12 protein-coding genes and 1 riboswitch are annotated in these 20,231 nt (G+C 70.5%); of the genes, 3 read left to right on the forward strand and 9 right to left on the reverse strand.

All coding sequences use genetic code 11. From position 1 onward, the window contains the following. Nucleotides 1–16: 16 nt before the first annotated feature. Nucleotides 17–1,381 carry a purine-cytosine permease family protein gene (locus tag GVY64_RS26525; RefSeq protein WP_159846919.1) on the reverse strand — a complete coding sequence of 455 codons (1,365 nt, stop codon included), beginning with the start codon at nucleotides 1,379–1,381 and terminating at the stop codon, nucleotides 17–19. Then, nucleotides 1,378–1,493, reverse strand: a riboswitch (TPP riboswitch). Its footprint overlaps the gene before it by 4 nt. A 239-nt stretch (nucleotides 1,494–1,732) precedes the next feature. Here GVY64_RS26525 and GVY64_RS26530 point away from each other — a divergent pair. Beyond that, the gene (locus tag GVY64_RS26530) at nucleotides 1,733–1,882 is read left to right on the forward strand and encodes a hypothetical protein (protein ID WP_159846922.1); all 150 of its coding nucleotides are present in this window, start codon (nucleotides 1,733–1,735) and stop codon (nucleotides 1,880–1,882) included. Nucleotides 1,883–1,940: 58 nt separating this feature from the next. On the opposite strand, the gene GVY64_RS26535 is transcribed toward GVY64_RS26530, so the two are convergent. Then, the gene (locus GVY64_RS26535) at nucleotides 1,941–2,336 is read right to left on the reverse strand and encodes a hypothetical protein (RefSeq protein WP_159846925.1); all 396 of its coding nucleotides are present in this window, start codon (nucleotides 2,334–2,336) and stop codon (nucleotides 1,941–1,943) included. A gap of 390 nt (nucleotides 2,337–2,726) precedes the next feature. Between GVY64_RS26535 and GVY64_RS26540 the strand changes: the two genes are divergently transcribed. After that, nucleotides 2,727–3,983, forward strand: a complete 1,257-nt coding sequence (locus tag GVY64_RS26540; RefSeq protein ID WP_201298161.1) for a cytochrome P450 — start codon at nucleotides 2,727–2,729, stop codon at nucleotides 3,981–3,983. A gap of 12 nt (nucleotides 3,984–3,995) precedes the next feature. On the opposite strand, the gene GVY64_RS26545 is transcribed toward GVY64_RS26540, so the two are convergent. Next, a complete protein-coding gene (locus GVY64_RS26545; protein WP_159846928.1) occupies nucleotides 3,996–5,198 on the reverse strand; it encodes a styrene monooxygenase/indole monooxygenase family protein in 1,203 nt (400 codons plus the stop codon). Between the two features lie 181 nt (nucleotides 5,199–5,379). Between GVY64_RS26545 and GVY64_RS26550 the strand changes: the two genes are divergently transcribed. Next, nucleotides 5,380–7,866 (forward strand): helix-turn-helix transcriptional regulator, encoded by a 2,487-nt coding sequence (locus GVY64_RS26550; protein WP_159846930.1) that lies wholly within the window; start codon nucleotides 5,380–5,382, stop codon nucleotides 7,864–7,866. A gap of 112 nt (nucleotides 7,867–7,978) precedes the next feature. Here GVY64_RS26550 and GVY64_RS26555 read toward each other — a convergent pair whose 3' ends face one another. From GVY64_RS26555 to GVY64_RS26580, 6 genes are all read right to left on the reverse strand, one after another. Continuing rightward, the gene (locus tag GVY64_RS26555; RefSeq protein ID WP_159846933.1) at nucleotides 7,979–8,656 is read right to left on the reverse strand and encodes a class I SAM-dependent methyltransferase; all 678 of its coding nucleotides are present in this window, start codon (nucleotides 8,654–8,656) and stop codon (nucleotides 7,979–7,981) included. 9 nt (nucleotides 8,657–8,665) lie between these two features. Beyond that, nucleotides 8,666–9,442, reverse strand: a complete 777-nt coding sequence (locus GVY64_RS26560) for an ATP/GTP-binding protein (protein ID WP_159846936.1) — start codon at nucleotides 9,440–9,442, stop codon at nucleotides 8,666–8,668. Nucleotides 9,443–9,477: 35 nt separating this feature from the next. Beyond that, nucleotides 9,478–10,440, reverse strand: a complete 963-nt coding sequence (locus GVY64_RS26565) for an AvrD family protein (RefSeq protein WP_159846939.1) — start codon at nucleotides 10,438–10,440, stop codon at nucleotides 9,478–9,480. Nucleotides 10,441–10,451: 11 nt separating this feature from the next. Further along, nucleotides 10,452–16,727: a type I polyketide synthase gene (locus tag GVY64_RS26570; protein ID WP_159846942.1), complete on the reverse strand. Its 6,276-nt coding sequence runs from the start codon at nucleotides 16,725–16,727 to the stop codon at nucleotides 10,452–10,454. 127 nt (nucleotides 16,728–16,854) lie between these two features. Further along, the gene (locus GVY64_RS26575) at nucleotides 16,855–18,000 is read right to left on the reverse strand and encodes an LLM class flavin-dependent oxidoreductase (protein ID WP_159846945.1); all 1,146 of its coding nucleotides are present in this window, start codon (nucleotides 17,998–18,000) and stop codon (nucleotides 16,855–16,857) included. Between the two features lie 15 nt (nucleotides 18,001–18,015). Continuing rightward, complete coding sequence (locus tag GVY64_RS26580; protein WP_159846948.1) at nucleotides 18,016–20,223, reverse strand: MMPL family transporter; 2,208 nt, start codon at nucleotides 20,221–20,223, stop codon at nucleotides 18,016–18,018. Nucleotides 20,224–20,231: the final 8 nt, after the last annotated feature.

Genomic DNA, 20,231 nt, shown 5'->3' on the forward strand with positions numbered 1-20,231 from the left:
CATGGTGGCAAATCCACTACGCGGATGGGGGCTTCGCCGCCACCTTCCCGATCAGCCATGCCACCATCAGCGCTGCCAGGAACGACAGCAGCGACGCGCTCATCCACGCCTGCGGGGTGAAGTGCAGAGCCCGCCGCGCGTGCTCCCAGAACTCGGTCCACACCCCGGCGTCGCCCGGGTTGATCAGTTGATACACCGCGAATCCGGTCAGCCAGGCGGACACCATTCCCCATCGCGCAGGCGCGTCGGGCGCGGTGTTCCACTCCCGGTGGGCACGCAGGAAGAAATCGGCGACGAGCACTCCGAGCAAGGGGACGAACACCGAACCGATCAGCCCGAGGAAGCCGAAGTAGTCCGCCATGTCCAACCGCAGCGCCAGAATCGTGATCAGGGCCCCGAGGCCGATCGAGAGCACCCGGCGGTCGACGCGCGGCGCGAGATTCTGGATCGACACGGCGGTGGAGTACACATTCGCGAACGATTGGTCCGCCTCCCGCACGACGAAGACGAAGAAGAACACCGCCCCGAGGCTCACTTGCAAAAACGGTGCGTATGGTCCGTCGTCGCCGGCCGCGAGCGCCAGCGCGAACAGACCGAGGACGTAGGCGACGATCTGGGTGAGCGCGTAGGCGCCCGCGGCCGCGCCGAACGCCGAGCGGCCGGTGCGGGCGTGCCGGGTGTAGTCGGCGGCGACCGGCACCCACGAGATGGAGACCGCCAAGGCGGCGTCGGTGGCGATCCAGAAGAGGTTCCAATCGACGCCGAACGGCCCGCTTCCCTGGGGGCCCGGATTCGCCCGCAGATCCGGCAGACCGGCGCGGAAGAACTGCGCGTAGAACCAGACCAGCGCGAGCACGACGCCGGCGGTCACGAACCTGCGCAGCAACCGGACCGAGCCGAGCGGCCAGATCGTGAGCACTGTCGTGAGCACCCCCGCGACCACCACGTAGAGCCAGTGCGGGCCGCCGCCGAACAGTTCCTCGGCCGCGTCGCCGATGACGATCAGCTCGAAGGTCCCCCATCCGATCAACTGGGCGATGTTCAGCACGGTGGGCAGGTAACTGAGCTTCGCGCCGAACAACCCGCGCAGCAGGACCATCGCGGGTTGTCCGGTGCGCGCGCCGGTCAGCGCGGCGGCGCCGAGCATCAGTCCGCCCACCAGCGTGCCGAGGACGGTCGCCAGGATTCCGGCCGCGATCGAGATCCGCGCGGCGCCCTCGGCGTTCGGCGCGAGCACCGTGTACGCGCCGGAGAACGCGATGAGGCTGACGCCGAGATTCGCCCAGAACGCGCTCTGGTCCCAGAACGAGAGCACCTTCGGCGCCGGCTGGTCGAGGGTCAGCGGCGCTTCCTGCGGCGCGCTCGCGCGGGTCGACGACATGACGGAAACGCTCTCCCTACGCCGGCATTACCCGGACAGGTTCATGCGGTCGGCGACGCGTGCGGTTTCGCCCTCTCAGCCCGGCCGTGCCCGAGCTCCCGCGGTGGTGTGATCCCGGCGAATAGTACACCCGCGCCAGTTTCCCGTGACAGGGACGAATCGGGCGGGGCGGCGTGCGGTGGTGTCCACACCGGAACTCGCCGTACTCGCGATGGACAGTGCGGAGACCTACCGCACCCTCGCGCTGGTGGCACGCGGGGTGACATGCCGGTGGCGCACCAGCGTGCGCGCCCTCGAGACCACCGACGGCATAGTGACGGGTGTCGGCACCGACGACCAAGTGCTGACCGCGTGTCGCCCGTCATCCGACCGATTTGTTGCTGCACCGGCGATCTCGCGGTCGATCCCGCGCGCCTGGCCCCGGATCGCGTCGAGCACTGGACCGACGAACGGGTGCGCGCCACCGCGCCGGCCCACTATCAAGGTTACGACGCGCACTGACCTCGCGAGCGCGGACCCGGAACCTGTTCGGCCACAGTCGTTCCAACGGCTGTCCGACTCAGCCCATGAGGAACGACGCGGCGACCCAGGCCAGCAGAACGAGCACCGCACCGACGAGCGCTCCCGGGAACAACGCGCGCCCCTGCCGGGCCGCCATCCCCGAAAGCAGCACGCCCACCGCGAATCCGACGATCCCGCCACCGACCATGATCCAGACGCCCGCGCTGGTGTCGACCCGGCACTCCGGCTTGGACGCGCAGATGCCGCCCGCCATCAGGAACCACGGCGCGAGGACGGTCGACATCGCGGCCAGCGTCGCGGGCAGGAACCACAACAGCGCGCTGACGAGGAGATCCGCGGTGCGGGGCGGCTCGACCGCGCGGGTTTCGGGCTCGCGCATGGGATAGCCGGAGGGGGTCGTGCCTTGGGACACCTGATTCAGGTAACCGTGCATCGTGTCTCGCTATCGCTTGTCGGTGGAGGTCGACCGGGCCGATGGAAGTTATACACCAGGCGTCTGCACCCGGAAGTGCTTGTGCCTCCAGCGATGCGAGCGCGCCGTCGGCTCCGTCGTCGTGCATCGGACCTGCCCGTCCGAGCCGCGACCGACAGCGAATGCTCAGCATCGGAGTGGGTTCGAGAGCGCGACCGTCGGCGCATCACCGCAGGCGGGCCGCTACTACCGATGCCCGCACTCTACCTACGCGACCATCCTGTGTGTCGATCCGATGCGCGGTCGAGCCGAGGCGGCGCGGCGGTGCACGGCATGGACCGTACGACGACGACGGCGTCGCCGCGGCCCGCTCGAGCTCGCCGAAGACGCTTCTACTGTGGGAGTCACGCGTTGACCACGCCCCGAAACCTCGACCAGACGACGAATCAGCCCGGCACCCATCAGGGTTCGCCCATCGAACACCGGGGCGAGCGTGTGTCGCTGTACTCTCCCCAATTCGCGGCCGATCCGCATCGCGCCTACCGGGACATGCGCGCCCGCTACGGCTCGATGGCGCCGGTCGAACTGGCCCCGGGCGTGCCGGCGACGTTGGTGCTGAACTATCACACCGCCGTGCGAATCATGCACGACCCGGAGCACTTTCCCGCGGACCCGCGTACCTGGCAGGCCGACGTCCCCGCCGACTGCCCCGTGCTGCCGGTGCTGGAGTGGCGTCCCAACGCCATGCGCGCCACAGGCGAAGCGCATGCCCGCTACCGCCAGGCCAACACCGCGAGCATCAATGCCGTGGACCTGCACGCCCTGCACGAGACGGTGGAGCGGACGGCCGCCGAGCTGATCAACGCCTTCTGCGCGGCAGGCAGCGCGGATCTGGTGTCGCAGTACGCCCTTCCACTGGCGTTCGAGGTGATCAACGCCATGTTGGGCTGCCCGCCGGAGATCGGCCGGGAGGTCGCTGCCGCGACTGCCGCCGTGTTCGACGGGGTGGACGCCGAGGAGGGCAACCGCAGGCTCGGCGCCGCGCTGCTGCGGCTGATCGAACTGAAGCGCGCCGAGCCCGGCCGGGACATCACCACGCGACTGTTGCGGCATCCGGCGGGCCTGGACGACGCGGAGGTGATCCACCAGCTCGTCGTGCTCTACGGCGCGGGCATCGAACCGCTGCAGAACCTGATCGTCAACACTCTGCTGCTGATCCTGACCGACGACCGGTTCGGCGGCGACGTCCTCGGCGGCAGCCTGTCCACCCGCGACGCGCTGGACGAGGTGTTGTTCACCGACCCCCCGATGGCCAATTTCTCGGTCACCTACCCGCGCCAGCCGATCCTGATCGAGGACGTGTGGCTGCCCGCCCACCAACCGGTGGTCATCAGTTTCGCCGCCTGCAACAACGATCCGGCGATCAGCGGCGACAACCACAGCGGAAACCGGTCGCATCTGGCCTGGGGCGCCGGGCCGCACGCCTGCCCCGCCCGCGACCCGGCCTACCTCATCGCGCAGGACGCGGTCGACCAGTTGCTGGACGCGCTGCCGGAACTGCGGCCCGCCGTGCCGGTGCGCGAGTTGACCTGGCGGCCAGGGCCTTTCCATCGGGCCATGGCCGCGCTGCCGGTCGTCTTCCCCGCGACACCGCCCTGGCAGCCCTGAGCCGGGAAACGGTCAGGAGGCCGCTTTCGCCGCAAGCCGGGCCAGGTTCGCCGGTCGCGCGAAGGTATCGGCGAAAGCGTCGGCCAGCGTCGGGTCGTGCTGGGCGGCCAGCATCATCTCCTGCATGGCCGGCGGCGGATCGAGCACCGTCGCCGTCCACCGCGCGGCCGGGTGGGCGACGGCCGTCAGCCACGGCGCGGCGGCCCACTCCATCCACGCGCGGTCGTAGGGGCCGTCCGGGTCGTGCAGGATCGCCTCGCCGTAGCGGAGCGCGCAGTGCACGGCGTTGTTGGCGCCCTGTGCGCCGCCCGGGTCCATCCGGCAGACGACGTCGCCTCCGCCCAGCACCGGCCTGCCCGACGGCAGCGCTCCGACCGGACGGCGCATGACCGGAGTCACCGCGCCCACCAGCGTCGCCCCGGCATCGGTCGGCTGCGCGTACCGGAAGCGTTCGGCCAGTTCGACCGGCAGGTGCGTCTCCAGCAGTCGCCTGGCCTGTGCCCAGCGCTGCGTGGGCGTGCCGTGCTGGTCGAACACGTCCAGCGCGCCGCCGGGCCGCGCCTCGAAAAGCAGCATCTCGCAGTGACGTTCTTGCCCCGGCCGCCCGGTCAGGCCCGGGTAGGAGATCACTTCACCGTGCTCGGGCAGCGTGGTGTAGGAGCCGAGGCCCTCCGGGTCCGGCTCGACACCGTCCAGGTACAGCACGGCGAGCCGCCGCAGCGGCGCGGCGGGCGTCGGCCACGCCGGGTCGGCCTCGAAACAGCCGGCGAGGTCGCGACCGGCGCGGGTCACGACGGTGAGGTCGTAGTCAGCGGCGCTGTGCTCGATATCCGCGACGGAGGGCTCGGCGATGCGCAGGTCGCCGCCTTCGGCCAGGTACTCGCCGAGCCAGCGGGCGAACACCGTTCGCTGATCCACGCTCTGCGCGGGGCGGCTGAGCCGTCCGGCCCAGGTGACCACGGTCGTGCGGTCGACGGCCATGGTGAACCGGATGCCTTCGATATTCGGCGCGATCGAGCGCCAGTAACCCAGGCCCAGGTCCGCTTCGAGGTCCTGTGTCGGCGAGAATTTGACCTGAGTGCTGGTCACGGTGCCGGCGAGGACCGCCTCGGCGTCCCGGTCGGTCACCAAGGTGACCGGCCGTCCGCCGCGCAGCAGTCGATGAGCGAGGGGTAATCCGCATTCGCCCGCCCCGAGTACGAGTATCTGTCCCACCGTCGTGTCCTTCCGGTCGTGCCATCGTCTACCGCGCCAGCGCAATGGTCCGCGTATAGGTGGGTGCCGCACATCGGTAGAGACTTGCCGATCTTCTCGGGCGACCCGACTACGCTGCCCTGTTGTGTCGGTAGGACGTGCGTCGAGTCCGGGGTTCCCACCCGCGAGCGCCAATGATTTCGTGGGGCGCGAGCGTGAGCTGGAGAAGATCGGGATGGCGCTGCTGGGCGGAACCCGCCTGGTCACCCTGATCGGCGCGGGCGGCATCGGCAAGACCCGGCTGGCGACCGAAGCCGTGCACCGGTTCCACAAGGCCCGGCGCGTTCCGGTGCACTGGGTGCGCCTGGCCGTGCTGTCGCGCGGCGCCGACGCGGCGGCGGTGGAGGAACTGCTCGCGCGGTCGCTGATCGACGCCGACTTCTCCGGACGCTCGGCGTGGGAGGCGGTGCTGGACACGCTGCGCCGCCGCGACGCGGTCGGGCGCACGTTGCAGACGATCCTGGTGATGGACAATTGCGAACACGTCCTGGACGGCGCGGGCCGGGTGATCGCCGATCTGCTGGAAGCTGCGCCGGGTCTCACCGTGTTGGCCACCAGCCGGGAGGCCATCGGCTGGGTCGACGAGCAGTTGGTGCCGGTGCCCGCGCTGTCGCGGGACCAGGCGCTGGCCTTGTTCCGCGCCCGCGCCGACCTGATCGGGCACACCGTCGCCGACGACGAGGCCGAGCTGGCGGTGGCGGTCTGCCGCCACGTGCACAACCATCCGCTCTACATCCGGCTGGCCGCCGCGCGGCTGCTGCGTCAGCCGCTGCCGATGATCCTGCGGGATCTCAGCGGTGAGGCGAGCGACCGGCGGTTGCGCTGGTCGCACGGCCCCCGGGTCGGCGCGGACGCGCGGCACCAGGGCATTCGCGACGTCATCGCCTGGTCCTACGACCTGTGCCGGGACAAGGAGCGGCTGCTGTTCGACCGGCTGTCGGTGTTCGCGGCAGGCTACGACGTCGATCACGAGAACGCGGACCCGGCCGAGGCGGACGTCGGCGCGGAGCTGGAGGCGATCGAGGCGGTCTGCGCGGACGACGAGCCGGCCGGCCTGGCCCGCGCCGAGATCGAGGGTCTGCTCGAGCGGCTGGCGGACCAATCGCTGGTCTCGGTGCATCTGACCGCGACCACGGTGCGGTATTCGCTGCTGGAGAGCGTCCGCTTGTTCGCCCAGCAACGGCTGGCCGAACGCGACGGCGAATGGGACCGGTTGGTGCGCAGGCACCGCCGCTACTACCGCGACAAGGTGCTGGCGGCGGCAACCGGATGGTTCGGCCCGGACGAACAGGAACTGTTGGATTGGGCCCGCGCGGCCTGGGACAACCTACTGTGCGCCATGGCCGGTAGCCTCGCCACGCCGGAGGAGGCCGCCGTCGGACTCGAGATCGCCGCCGGGCTGATCGCGTTGCGCAGCCCGTTTCTCACCGGCTCGCTGCGCGAACCGCGCCGCTGGGCCGAGCGCACGCTGGCCGTCAGCCGCGCCCTCGACCCGCAGCCGGTGTCGCTGCAGGTCACGGCGATGTCGCTGATCGCGTGGATCAGCCTGTGCCAAGGCCTGCACCACTACGCGGATCGAATGCTCGACGAGTGCGTCGCGCTGTGCGTGCCCGACCCCGCCGCCCGGACAGGCTGGCGCGAGCACGACCGTGATCTCGATCTGCCCGCCCCGGTCGAATTCGCCCGAGGCGCCGAGCTGATGCTGGTGTCTCGCGATGTGCGCGCGCTCGCCGTGCTGGCCCGCGCGCGCGAGAAGTTCTCCGCCGCAGGGGACCCTGGGGGAGCCGCGATGAGCGAACTCTTCGAAGCGATGACGGCCGCGTTGCTCGGCGAATCGGCGCGGGCCTTGGAGATCTCCCGACGGCATCTGGAGCACGCCCAGCGCTCCGGCGCGCGATGGGCGACGTCCTGGGCCGGACTGGCTCGGGCGATGGCACTGATCAAGCACGGCGACCCGCAGCAAGCGCTCGCCGTGACGCAGGCGGCGCTGACCACCCAGCTCACGATGCGCGATCAGTGGGGCGTGGTATGGGCCGTCCACGTTCGTGCGTGGGCGCTGTCGCGGATGATCCGTGACACCGCGGGCGAACGTTCCGGCGCGGTGACGGAGCAGGCGCGCGAAGTCGCGCGCCTGCTCGGTGGCGGCGCCACGCTGCGCGAGCGAATCGGTGTCGACATCGCCAATCTCGGCCCGTTCGCCGTCGAGACCGACATCGCGGCCGACACCGCCCGGGCGGTCCTGGGCGACGCCGACTTCGCGGAGGCGCAGCGAGAGGGTGCGCTGCTGCGTCCCGAACTCGGCGAAGTGGTGCAGCTGGCGCTGGGCACCTTGACGCTGGACCGGCTACCCGTCGAGCATCCGGTCCGGCGCCACCGGCCCTCGCACTGGGAGGACTTGTCGGCGGCCGAACAGGATGTGGCCGTGCTGGCGGCGGCGGGCTGGACCAACACCGCCATCGCCGCCCGGCGCGGCAGCTCCTACAAGACCGTCGACGCCCAGATGGCCTCCATCCTGCAGAAACTGATGATCGGCTCGCGCGAGGACATTCGCGCCCTCGTGCCCGCCGACCGGCAGGACCAGGTGATGGAGGAGGCCGCGCGCAAACCGCTGCGCGCCCGGCGCTCGTGAGCGCCCACCCCGCCGGTGCGCATCGGGTCGTCCCCGCTGCCGGGCCGGGCGGCGTCTCGGCCGTACCGCCGCCCGGCCCGCTACGGGCCCGATTCGCCGAGGCGGCCGGTGCTCACTCGTCCCGTTTGCGCGCGGTGATCTGAATCCCCGGCTCGCCGGGGATGCGGCGCACCGTCGCGTCGGTGACCGGGAGATCGGCCACCAGGTCGCGGCCGTCCTCCAGATCGATGCCGTAGCCGGCGATGTAGGTGCGGAAGAACGGCAGGCACGCCCGCGCCATCGGCTGCGGCAGCTTCCAGCGGTCGACGAAGGCGCGCGCGTCCTCGAAGGTGCAGCCGCGATCGGCTTCGATCACCAGCAACAGGCCGCCGGGCCGCAAGACGCGGAGCATCTCCGCGAGCCCCTTGCGCTGATTCGGCCAGTGCTTGATCGAACCCGAGCTGATCACCGCGTCGTAGGCGCCGTCAGGGAACGGCAGGTCCATCGCCGACCCTTCCCGAAACTGGATGCGGCTGCCCAGCGCCGCACCGCGTTTGCGTGCCCTGCGCACCTGTTGGGGGGAGAGGTCGATGCCGGTCAGCCGCAACGAGGTCCCGGTGGTGGCCAGGCCGACCGCGAGTTGCCCACCGCCGCAACCGACGTCGAGCACCTGCGCACCATCGTCGAGCTGGGCGACGATGTCGTCGAACAGGGTCGGGGTCATCTCGCGCACCGCGTCGGAGATGAAGTTGTCGTAGAACCACGAGTCGATCGGGTTGTAGCGCTTGGTCTTGTCCAGCAGGACGGTCATGGCGTGCTCCTAAACGCGAGTGGCGAACTTGATCTTGCGGCCGAGAGTGTGCGGTTGTTGCTGGGCGATGATCGTTTCCTGGACACGCTCACGGCTGCTGCGCACGACTTCCATCGCCTCCTTCACCGCGACATCGATGTCCATCACGGTGGGGATGTCGAGCATCGAGACGATGGATTCCAGGCGCTGTTCCGGGGTGCCGCGCACCGTCACGACGGGCTGTCCGAGTTCGCTGATCGCATGCAGCAGCTGCCGATCGGAGATGGCGCGATAGCGCTCGTCGACCGGCCGGTGGCCGTCGGGGTCCATCGGCACCTCCACCGGGAGATGGAAGAAGATGTCGTAGTTCTGCCGCGCCCGCTGCCGGGCCATGTCGCCGTAGGCGTTGAGGTAGCGGCGATAGAACGGCCGGCCGGGCAGCGTGAGGGTGTTCTTGACGGCCTTGTGCCAACGGGACGAGCCGGGGTTGGGGCCGGTGACGAGCCGCGTGGTGCCGTAGATCCACTCGTTGAGCACCGAGCCGTCGGCGATGAATCCGCCTTGGGCATCGAGGATCGCCTCGGCCTGGATGCGCAGCTCCAGCCTGCGGAAGCCGAGCGCCATCAGCTCGGTGGTGCTCAGATCCTGGAACCGCATGCCCGGATAGAGCTCGGTGACCACCTCGCGAGCGGACGAGGCGTCCACCCGGGGAATGCCGGTCAGCAGGGACAGCGCCGTGGAGGTCGTGGTCTTCCCGGTCGAATAGGTGCCGGAGATGACGATGCGTCGATAGTTGTTTCCCGACATGGGAGTGCCTTTCTCAGTGTTCGGGGATGCGCGGGTCAGGCCGGCAGACGGTGTGCGAGGTCGTAGCGGATCGCACAGCCCGCGAAGTCCGACGCCCAGCTCGAGATGCGCCAGTCGCCGCCGCCGAAGGCGAGGACCATCGAGCGGGCCATGCGCGTGGTCGCGGTGCCGGAGGTGAACGGCGGCGGGGGAGCGGACGCGCGCGCGGTCATCCGGCGCATCCACAGGGTCTCGCTGTCCTTGCGAGCGATGTTGTCCAGCTCGTACAGCACGACTTGGGACAGCTGTGCCAGGATCACCGTCGCGTCCACCAGCGTGACGGAAGGCTGGTAGGCGTCTGCGACACCATGCCAGGGGCCCGCCGAATCCGGTTCCGCGAGAGTGAAATCGGCTTGTGCGCGGCTGCCGCCGTCGGAGACGACGACGTTGCGCAGATACTGCCCGCGCGCGTACACCCCGCCGTGGAAGTATCCACGCCCGGTCTCGTGCGCCGTGCGGCTCGCCGTCTGTGGCGGGCGCGGTGGCGCCGGGAGCGCCACGGTGGCTTCCAGGCTCATGCCGCCGCCCAGCGCTCCGGTGATGCTGATCGTGTTGCCCTCCACCGCGACGACCGTCGCGCTGATCGCGAACTCCGTCAGCGACTCCGTCGCGATGGTCCCGCTGCTGAACTGGACGAAAGGCACCCAGCACGACCGGATCTCGCTGTCGGTGAGCCCGAAGCACTCGCGCAGGATCACCTCGAGCAGCCGATAGCCGAAGATCGAGCAGTCGATGCTGCTGACATGGGGGACCAGCACCCGGGTGCTCTTGCGCGACCAGTCGAGTGGATAGTGCACCCCCGCCGTCGCGGTCAGCCGCGGACGGTCCTCCGCGTCGCGGTCGACGGTGATGTCGAAGATGCGGTGGGTGATCCGCTTGTACCCCTCGCCGAAGAACCGCCCGTCGCGGTGGCCCAGCACGGTGTCGATGTCGGCGTAGGCGATCAACTCGGTGGACATATCGCTTCCTTTCATGCCGCGGCCTGCGCGTCGGCGGGCTCGGCGAACTGGGTGACCACCTTGGCGCCGATGCCGCGCAGGGACAGGCCCCTGCTGAGTTCGAGTGCGGAGATCTTGATGTCGAGCTCCTTCTCGGTGCGGGCCCCGAACTCCATCGCCATGAGCGAGTCCATGCCGAGGTCGGTGACCGGCTCGTCGATGTTGATGGCTTCGGTGTCCACGCCGAGCACCACAGCGAGCTGGCCGGCGAGGCGCTGGGCGACGAAGTCGGCGCGCTGTTCGGTGGGCAGCGTGAGGATCTCCGCGCGCAGCGTGCCGCCGGCCTCACCGGTCACGCCGATGTCGGCGAGCAACTGGCGGAAGCGCCGGGTGTCGGTGGACGGACGCGCCACCCGCGACCACACCGTCCAGTCGATATCGGCCACCGCGACCTGGGCGCTGTCGAGGGTCAGGCATTCACGCAGCAAGGCGGTGGCGCGGTCCATGTCGATGGGCAGGAACCCGATCGACTTGACGTAGTCCACCAGCGCCTCGGTCTTGTCGGCCATGCCGCCGCCGCTCATGAAGCCCCAGTTCACCGCCAGCGCCGCGGCGCCGCGAGCCCGCCGCTGGGCCGCGAGCGCGTCCAGCGCGGCGTTGGCGGCGGCATAACCGACCTGCGGGGTGATGCAGCCGAGCGCGCTGATCGAGGAGTACAGCACGAACATGTCCAGCTCGATGCCCGCGGCCTCGACCGCTCGGTCCAGATATTGCGCTCCGCGGACTTTGGCGAACAATTCGTCGAGCGACTCCCGGGTGATCTGCGGGACGGGCAGGTTGTTCACCACCCCTGCCGCGTGGAAGACGCCCCGCAGCGGCCCGACCGACCGGATGCGATCCACCAGGGCGGCCGTCGCGGCGTAGTCGGCGACGTCCACCCGTTCCTCGATCACCGTCACCCCTGCCGCGGTGAACGCCGCGACCTGTTCGCGGGCCTGTGGCGTGGCGGCTCCGCTGCGGCCGACGAGCACCAGTTTCCGGGCTCCCTCGGCGACCAGCCAGCGGGCGGTGGCCGAGCCGAACCCGCCGAAACCGCCGGTCACCAGGTAGCAGCCGTCCGGGTCGATGCGCGGGTAGGCGATCGCGGGCCGCACCATCGGGCGTTCCTCGCGCAGGTCGAGCACCACTCGGCCGATCTGGTCGGATCGGGCGACGGACTCGAATGCCGCGGCGAGCTCCGACACCGGATAAGCCGTATACGGCAGGTACTGGTACCGCCCCGCGCGCAACGCCGCGTGGCTGGCCCGCATCGGCACGCGGAGCAGTTCCGGGTCGTGGGCCAGTGCACGGTCCATGTCGACGGAGAAGAACGTCAGGTTGCGGTCGAAGGGCTCCAGATCGATGACCCCGCCGGTGTAGATGTCGGCCTTGCCGATGTCGACGACCCGGCCGAATTCCGCGGCCACCCGGAAATTCTGGCGCAGGATCTCGCCGGGCGCCGAACTGTAGACGACGTCGACGCCGCGTCCGCCGGTCAGCTCGGCGATCTCGTCGACGAAGTCGGCCGAGCGCGAGTTCAGCACGTGCTGCGCGCCGAGCCCGCGCACCCGCGCCCGCCGCTCGGGCGTGCCCGCGGTCGCGATCACCGTGGCGCCGATGTCCAGCGCGACCTGCACCGCGGCCATGCCCATGCCACCCGCCGCGCCGTGCACGAGCACGGTCTCACCGGCCCGCAGGCGAGCCAGCGTGCGCAAGCCGAATTCGGCGGTGAGCAACGGCAAGCCGGATCCGCAGGTCAGCGGGTCGTAGTCCGCTCCGGGCAGCAGGCCGTGCGGCATGGTGGCCCCCGCGTCGACGGGCATCGTCACGTACTTGCGGAGGATGTCGCGAGCGCACACCATCATCCGGTCGCCGACCGCGACGCCGGTGACGCCGGGCCCGACGCGCTCCACCACACCGGAGCCCTCCATGCCCACCGTCGTGCCGAAATAGGTGCCGGCGAGCTCCTTTTCGGTGAGCACGCCGATGACCTTCATCGCGTCCTTGTAATTGAGCCCGGCCGACTCCATCCGGACCTCGATCTCGCCGGGACCGGGCGCGACCCGCTCGGTTTCACGCAGGGCCAGGTCGGACATCAGCCGTGACTTGGGGATCTCCACGACGAACGAGGCTTCCGGGTCCGGCAGCGGGGTGGCCCGGTTGCGCTGCTCGAGGTGCGTGCCGAAATTGCGGTCCAGCCGCACCGCCCAGTGGTCGGCTCCGCGCACACCGATCTCGTCGAGCACGTCGTCGGTGAGAACGAGATCGGCGAGCGTCGTGGCCTGCGGGTCCGCGTCGACCAATCGCCAGCCCGCGGCGGGCTGCTCGTTCAGCAGGGCGCGCCGCGCACCCACCAGTGCGCCGTGTGCCACCTCGGCGGTGCTGTCGGCGGGCGTGCACAGCGCGTTCTCGGTGACCACGATGCCGTGCACGCGGACGTGCGGCGCGTCGGCGAGCAGATGCTCGATCGCGTTCGCCACGCGCGCGAGCCAGTAGACGTTGCGCGCGGCGTCGAACGCCGCGCCGAACACGCCGACCACGCGGATGCGTTCGCCGATCGGCTCGCCGTCGGGGGAGCGCAACGCCAGCCGCAGGCGCTCGTCGTTGTCGTCGGCGTCGGGGTCGGCGAGCACGACGGTGCGGTCGGCACGGTCGCCCAGCAGCGTGGTCGCCCGGTCGGCCGCGTCGGCGCCGACGCACACGGCGACCACGAGCTCCGCCTCGGCCGGCGCGCCGGACGTGGCCTCGACGATCTCCCAGATGGGCTGGTAGAACACCCGTTCCAGCTGATGGGTGGCATCGACAGTCACGCTGACCGGGCGGAACTCGACACCCAGCAGACGCATGGCCACCTCGCCGTGCTCCCCGACGACGGCGATGTCGGCGCGCAGCGGGTCCACCCCGCGCCGGGTCACCACGACCCGCGGGCGCTCGGGCAGCGGGCCCAGCCGCCGCACCCCGGCGATGGCGGCGGGCACGATCGCCACGTCTGTGTCCGTATCCGCGGCCAGCGCGGCGACGCATTGCAGCGCGGCGTCGACCACGGCCGGATGGGCCAGGTGCCGGACCGGCGCGGGTTCCTCGACCGGTGCGAGCGAGGCGACCACCGCGTCCGCGCCGACGACGGCCGAGACGATGCGCTGGAAGGCAGGCCCGTAGTCGAGGCCGCGAGTCGCCAAGCCGCGATAGAGATCCGGGCCGGCGACGGCGGCGGCGTGCTCCGGGGCCTCGACCTCCACGACGGCGGCGGCGAAGTCGGCTTCGATGAGCCTGCCGTGGGCGTTGAGCGTCCAGGTGGCCGCGGTGGCCGGGCGTGACCGGATCTGAAAGCGTTTGGTCGACTCCTCGACGCTCACCCGCAGCACCGGGACGTCGTGCTCGTCGATCACCAGTGGCGCGACGAACTCGACCGACTCCAGGCCGACGCTCGTGCGCCCGGTGCGCTCGACGGCGGCGCTGAGCGCGGCGTCGAGATAGGCCGCCCCGGGCAGCACCACATGCCCGTCCACTACGTGGTCGCGCAGCCACGGCAGCCGCGAGACCGACAGCTGCACCTCCCATTCCGAGTCCGCCGCCGCGGTGCGGTCGCCGAGCAACGCGTAGCCGTCCGGTGTGCCGAGGCGATCGAGCAGGGTGACCGGTTCGTCGTGCCAGACCCGTTTGCGCTGCCACGGGTACGCGGGCAGGTCCAGGTGCTCGACGACCGAGTCCGGGCGGCCCGGCACGGTAGAGCCGTCCAGCGAGCCGGCGACATACAGATCCGCGACGGCGCGCAGCACGTTGTTGCGGTCGCGCAGATCGCGCGAGAGCGTGGTGACCGCGGCGCCGATCACGCCGCGATGGATCAGCATCTCGCGGATGTTGCCGCTGAGCACCGGGTGCGGGCCCACCTCGAGGAAGACCCGGTGGCCCGCGTCGACCAGCGCGCCGATGGCGTCGGCGAACCGGACCGGTTCCCGGACGTTGCGGCACCAGTAGTCGGCGTCCCATTCCGTGCCCGCGATCTCGGCGGCGGTCACCGTGGAGTACGTGGTGAGTTTCGCGTCCCGCGGCCCGAGCCGGCTCAGCGCCGCACGCAGATCGTCGAGGATCGGGTCCATCAAGTGGCTGTGGTAGGGCACCTCTACCCGGAGGCTGCGCGCGAACGTGCCGGTGGCCGACAAGGTGTCGCGCAGCAACTCGAGGTCCCCGCTGTCGCCGGCGAGGGTGACCGCGCCCGGGCTGTTGACCGCGGCGATCGAGATGCTGTCGGTGCGGGCGAGCAACTCCCGCGCTTCGTTCTCGGACATGCCCAGCGCCAGCATCCCGCCGGTGCCCGCGGTGGTCGCCTGCAGCCGGGCGCGGTGGTAGCTGACGGTGAGCGCGTCCCGCAGCGACAGCGCGCCGGACACGTACGCGGCGGTGACTTCGCCGACACTGTGCCCGACCACCGCCGCCGGATACACGCCGTACTCGGCCAGTTCGGCGGTCAACGCGGCCTGCAGCACGAAGTTGGCCGGCTGGGCGTAGGCGGTGCGGATGATCCGCGAGTCGGCCTCGTCGGCGAGCATCTCGTCCAGGATCGACCAGCCCGCGATCGAGACGAACTCGCGGTCGATCTCCCTGGCCACCTTCGCGAACGTGCTGTCGGTGGTGAGCAGTTCGCGGCCCATGCCCCACCACTGCGGGCCCATACCGCTGAAGACGAAGACCGGCTCCACCTCGCCGTCGCCGATGACCCGGGACGGAGCCCGGCCCTCGCCCACGGCGAAGGCGCGCAACTGGGCGCGCAGATCGTCGGCGTCGTCGTAGGCGAAGCCGACCCGCAGGGGGTGATGGGCGCGCCGGGTCCACGCGGCCGCGGTGACCGCGTCGGCGGGATGGCGGTCGAGCGCGTGCGCGAGTTCGTCGGCAAGCGCCCGGACCGCGGTCTCGTGGCGGCCGGAGATCGGCAGGACCTTCGGCACCGGGCGCTCGTCCTCGGCGCGTGCGGCCCGCGGCGGTGCTTCGACCAGGATGACGTGGGCGTTGGTGCCGCCGTACCCGAAGCCGTTGACCGCGACCACGCCTTTGCCCGGTGCCGCGGGCAGCGGTTCGGGCTGGAGCGGAACCCGTAGTCGAAGCTCGTCGAACTCGATCTCGGGATTCGGTGTGCGCAGCTCGAATTGCGGCGCGACCGTGCGGTGGTGCAGGGTGAGCGCCGCTTTGATCAGGCTCGCGACCCCGGCCGCGGCCTCGGTGTGCCCGAAGTTGTTCTTCACCGAGCCGACCGGCACCGGTTCGCCGCGGCCGTCCACCGCGCCGTACACCGCGCCCAGCGCGGAGAGTTCGATCGGGTCGCCGACCGCGGTGCCGGTGCCGTGCGCCTCGAGATAACTCACCTCGTGCGCCGCCACGCCGGCGTCGTCGCGCACCTGGCGGGCCAATTGTTCCTGCGCAACGGGATTCGGCACCGGGATGGCCATGGTGCGGCCGTCCTGGTTGACGCCGGTCGCGCGGATGACGGCGTAGACGCGGTCGTTGTCGCGCTGCGCCAGATCCAGCGGCTTGAGCAGCACCGCGCCCGCGCCCTCGGCGCGGCCGTACCCGTCGGCGGCGGCGTCGAAGGTCTTGCAGCGCCCGTCGACCGACAAGAACCGGCCCTTGCACATCGAGATGAACGTCTCCGGCTGCAGCATCGCGTTCGCCCCGCCGGCCAGCGCGATCTCGCATTCGCCGTTGGCGATCGCCTGCACCGCGAGATGCGTGGCCACCAGCGACGACGAGCACGCGGTGTCGACGGTCAGGCTGGGGCCGTGCAGGTCGAGCAGATAGGAGATCCGGTTGGACAGCAAGGTGTGCGAGGCGCTCATCGCGGTGTGGCTGGTGATCGCCGAGCGGACCAGCGGCCCGCTGCGCCCGAGCACGTTGTCGAGGATGAAGCCGCCGACGTAGACGCCGACGCGGTGACCGGAGACCCGGCCCGCCATGCCTGCGTCGTCGAGCGCCTCCCAGGTGACCTCCAGCAGCAGCCGCTGCTGCGGGTCGAGGATGGCGGCCTCCTTCTGAGCGATGCCGAAGAAATCGGCGTCGAAATCCCACAGCGGCTGGGTGAGAAATCCGCCGCGCCGGGTGTACATACGCCCCGGCGCGTCCGGATCCGGGTCGTAGTACTTTTCGACGCTCCATCGGTCCGGCGGTATATCGACGATCCCGTCGCCTCTGCCGAGCAGGAAATTCCAGTAACTCTCCGGGTCGAATACGCCGCCTGGAAAACGGCAGCCGATACCCACTATTGCAATGTCGACCATTGTTTCTCCTGGCCTGAAATGCGGGACTTGCTGAGCCCCCCGACCGCAGCAGCAAAATATCTGACGAGCTTCTTCGCTCGAATGGTCATGCTATTGCGCATGCCACTCGGGCGTCAATTGCCTTGCGCTACAGTTTCTTCAATTTACGTAACGTCGCCACCAGAGGCGCGTTCGAAAACATCCCGTGCGTGATGTTCGGATGAATTGCGCTGAGATTCATGAGCACGGCGTAGCGCAGACCGTGGTCGCGCCAGTGCGCCACCTGATCGGTGATCTCCTCCGGCGTGCCGGTGAGGCAGAATTCGCGCACCAGCGACGGCGGGACCTTCTCGACGTAGTCCAGCACGGTGCGCTCGTCCAACGTCTGCGGCAGATAGTCCTGCAGGCCGGTGAAATCCTCGCCCAGGGGATGGGTCGCGCCGTGCCTGGTCCACATCTCGCCCGGGGCGCACAAGGTCAGCGCCCGTGCGCCGACGCTCTCGACGAGGGCGTCCACCTCCGCGGGGCGGGTCGCGGTGAGCACGCTGAACACGGCGGCGGGCGCGACCGACAACGGGTCGCGGCCCGCGTCCGAGGCCGCCGCGCGGACCAGCTCCAGGCGGTGCCGGTACTCGTGCGGGCGCTGCGCGAAGCCGGGGAACCATACGTCGGCGTAACGCCCGGCGGCCCGCAGCATCCGCGGGCCGCCCGCGGCCACCCAGATCTCCGGGCGGGTGCCGCGGTACGGCGGTACGTCGAAGACCGCGTCGCGCAGCGGGAAGTGCGGCGAGTCCCTGTTCACCAGCCTGCCGTGGGAGTCCCACAGCGCGCGGATGGTGGCCAGCGCCTCTTCGAAGCGCGCGACCGGAGCGGTCCAGTCCACGCCGTAGGGCTCGTTGTTGTCCCGGATGCCGGTGCCGATGCCGAGAATGGCCCTGCCCCTGCTCAAGTGATGCAGGGTGGCCGCGGCCTGCGCGGTCACCGCGGGATTGCGACGGCCGGCGTCGGTGACGCCGACGCCGAGCCGCAGGCGCGCCAAACGGTTCTGCGCGGCGAGGTAGCCCAGCGCCGTCCACGGTTCATAGATGCCGTCGGCGTGCGGCGCGAGCCGGGTGATGCCGACGTGCCGCGGTTTCCAGATCGAGGCGGGCAGGATCGAGGGCAGATGGTCGGTCACCCAGAGCGAGTCCGCCCCGCCCGCCATCGCCACCGAGCGGCTGCCGCGAAATTGCAGATCGGGCGCGAACCGGGTGTAGACACCGGAATCCATCACACCTGTGCGGAATTTCGCCATGTTCTTCCTATCGCACTACTTGGGTACTGGCTCGAGAACGGCGCTGGTCTCGGGGATTTCGATACGGTCGTGCAGGCGGGCGAGCCGGCGCGGCGCCCACCAGTTGGCCGCGCCGAGCATGCGCATCAAGGCCGGCGCGAGCACGGCGCGGATCAACGTGGCGTCGCTGAGCACCGCCAGGGTCAGGCCGAGGCCGAACAGCTGGATGAACGACACGTGCGAGGTCACCATCCCCGCGAAAGCGATCGCCATCAGGCACGCGGCCGCGGTGAAGATCCGCGCGGTGCGGGCGACGCCGGTCGCCACCGCACGCGTGTTGTCGCCGGAGGCCAGCCACTCTTCCCGGATCCGGGACAGCAGGAACACCTCGTAGTCCATCGAGACGCCGAAGGCGATGCAGAACATCAGGATCGGCATGGTCGGCACGAGATATCCGGTCGGGGTGAAGCCGAGCAGATCCGACAGATGCCCCTCCTGGAAGACCCAGACCATGGCGCCGAAGGTCGCCGCCAGCGAAAGCGTGTTGAGCAGCAGCGCTTTGATCGGCAGCAGCACACTGCCGGTGAAGAAGAACAGCACCACCACCGTCGACAGCGCGATCACGAAGATCGCCAGGGGAACCTTCGCAGCGAGTGCGTCGAGCGCGTCGACGCTTTCGGCCGCCGCGCCACCGAGTAGCGCCCGGCCGGGCGCGGGGACCGCGCGCACCCGGTCGAGCTGCTCGATCGCGGCGGGGGAGTACGGGTCGAGCCGGGTGCCCACGCGCAGATACGTGCCCGCGTCGCCGCGCATACCGGGCGGCGCCGAGGCCACTTTCAGCCCGCCGGCATAGACGCCCGCCGCGGACAGCACCGACGTGACGTCCTGCGCTCGCGACAAACGCTCGGCGTAGGCGGCGATCTCGGCGTCGCCGCCCCGGAATCCGGGGACGGCCACGAGCACTCCGGCCATGGTGTTCTCCCGGAAGCCGGTACGCAAGGCGTCGCCGACCTCGTGGCTGGACGCGCCGGTGATGACCCGGTCGTCGGCGGCGCCGAACCGGACGGAAAGGAACGGCGACCCCAGCACCAGCAGCAACGCGACGACCGCCACCGCGGACACCACCGGGCGGCGCATCACCAGCAGCACCGCGCGATACCAGCGGGTTTCGGTGACTTCCACCGGAGCGGGACGCGACCGGCGGCGCAGCAATGCACGCACGTCGAGTGCGTCCACGCGGGGCCCGAGCAGCGCCAGCGCGGCGGGCACCAGCAGCAGCGTGGTGAACACGGCCGCCCCGAGCACCGCCAGCCCCGCGTAGGCCAGCGACCGGAGGAAATACAGCGGGAAGACCAGCAACGTCGACAGCGACAGCGCGATCACCACCCCGGAGAACAGGACGGTACGACCCGCCGTCCGCGCCGTGCGCGCGACCGCGGCACCGGTGTCGTGTCCGGCGGCGAGTTCCTCCCGGAACCGGCTGACCATGAACAGGCTGGAGTCGATCGCGACCGCGAATCCGAGGGCGCTCATCATGTTCAGCGCGAAGATTGATACGTCGCCTACCTCGGTGAGCAGCCGCAGGATCGGCAGGGTCGCGAAAATGTTGAACACGCCCACCGCCAGCGGGATCAGCGCCGCTGTCAGGCTGCCGAAGACCAGGACCAAGGCGAGACCGGTCAGCGGTATCGCGATCGCCTCGGTGATGAGCAGGTCGGTGACGATCTGATGGCTCATCTCGTCGAAGGCCACCGCCTGGCCGCCCGCGCGCACGGTGACGCCGTCGTAATCACCGCTCACCTGGTCGGCGATGGCACCGGCCCGTGTGGGCGCGTCGGTGTCGTCGCCGGTGACGTGGGCCAGGACCAGGCCGTCGCGGCCGTCGTTGCCGCGCAGGCCCTGCCGCAGATCCGGCGGAAGTTCCCAGTACGACTGGACCGCGTCGACCTCGCTGCGGCCACGCAGGTCCCCGGCCAGGCGTTCACCGACCGAGCGCGCCGCCGGACCGTCGAGTCCTTCCGGAGCGGTGACCAGCAGCACGAGATTCGGTGCTGCGCCGGGGAAGTCGCGGCTCAGGAACGCCGCGACCTCGGCGGATTCGGTGTCGGACGGGATGTAGCCACCGGATTTCAGGTGGGCGGGCGCCGACCAGCCCAGGCCGACGCAGACGATCCCGATGAGCAGCGCGCCATAGAGGATGGATCGCGGTCGCCCGACTGCCAGGCGTGCGAGACCAGCAAGCATGATGAATG

The sequence above is a fragment of the Nocardia sp. CY41 genome (assembly GCF_009829325.1).
GTDB lineage: Bacteria > Actinomycetota > Actinomycetes > Mycobacteriales > Mycobacteriaceae > Nocardia.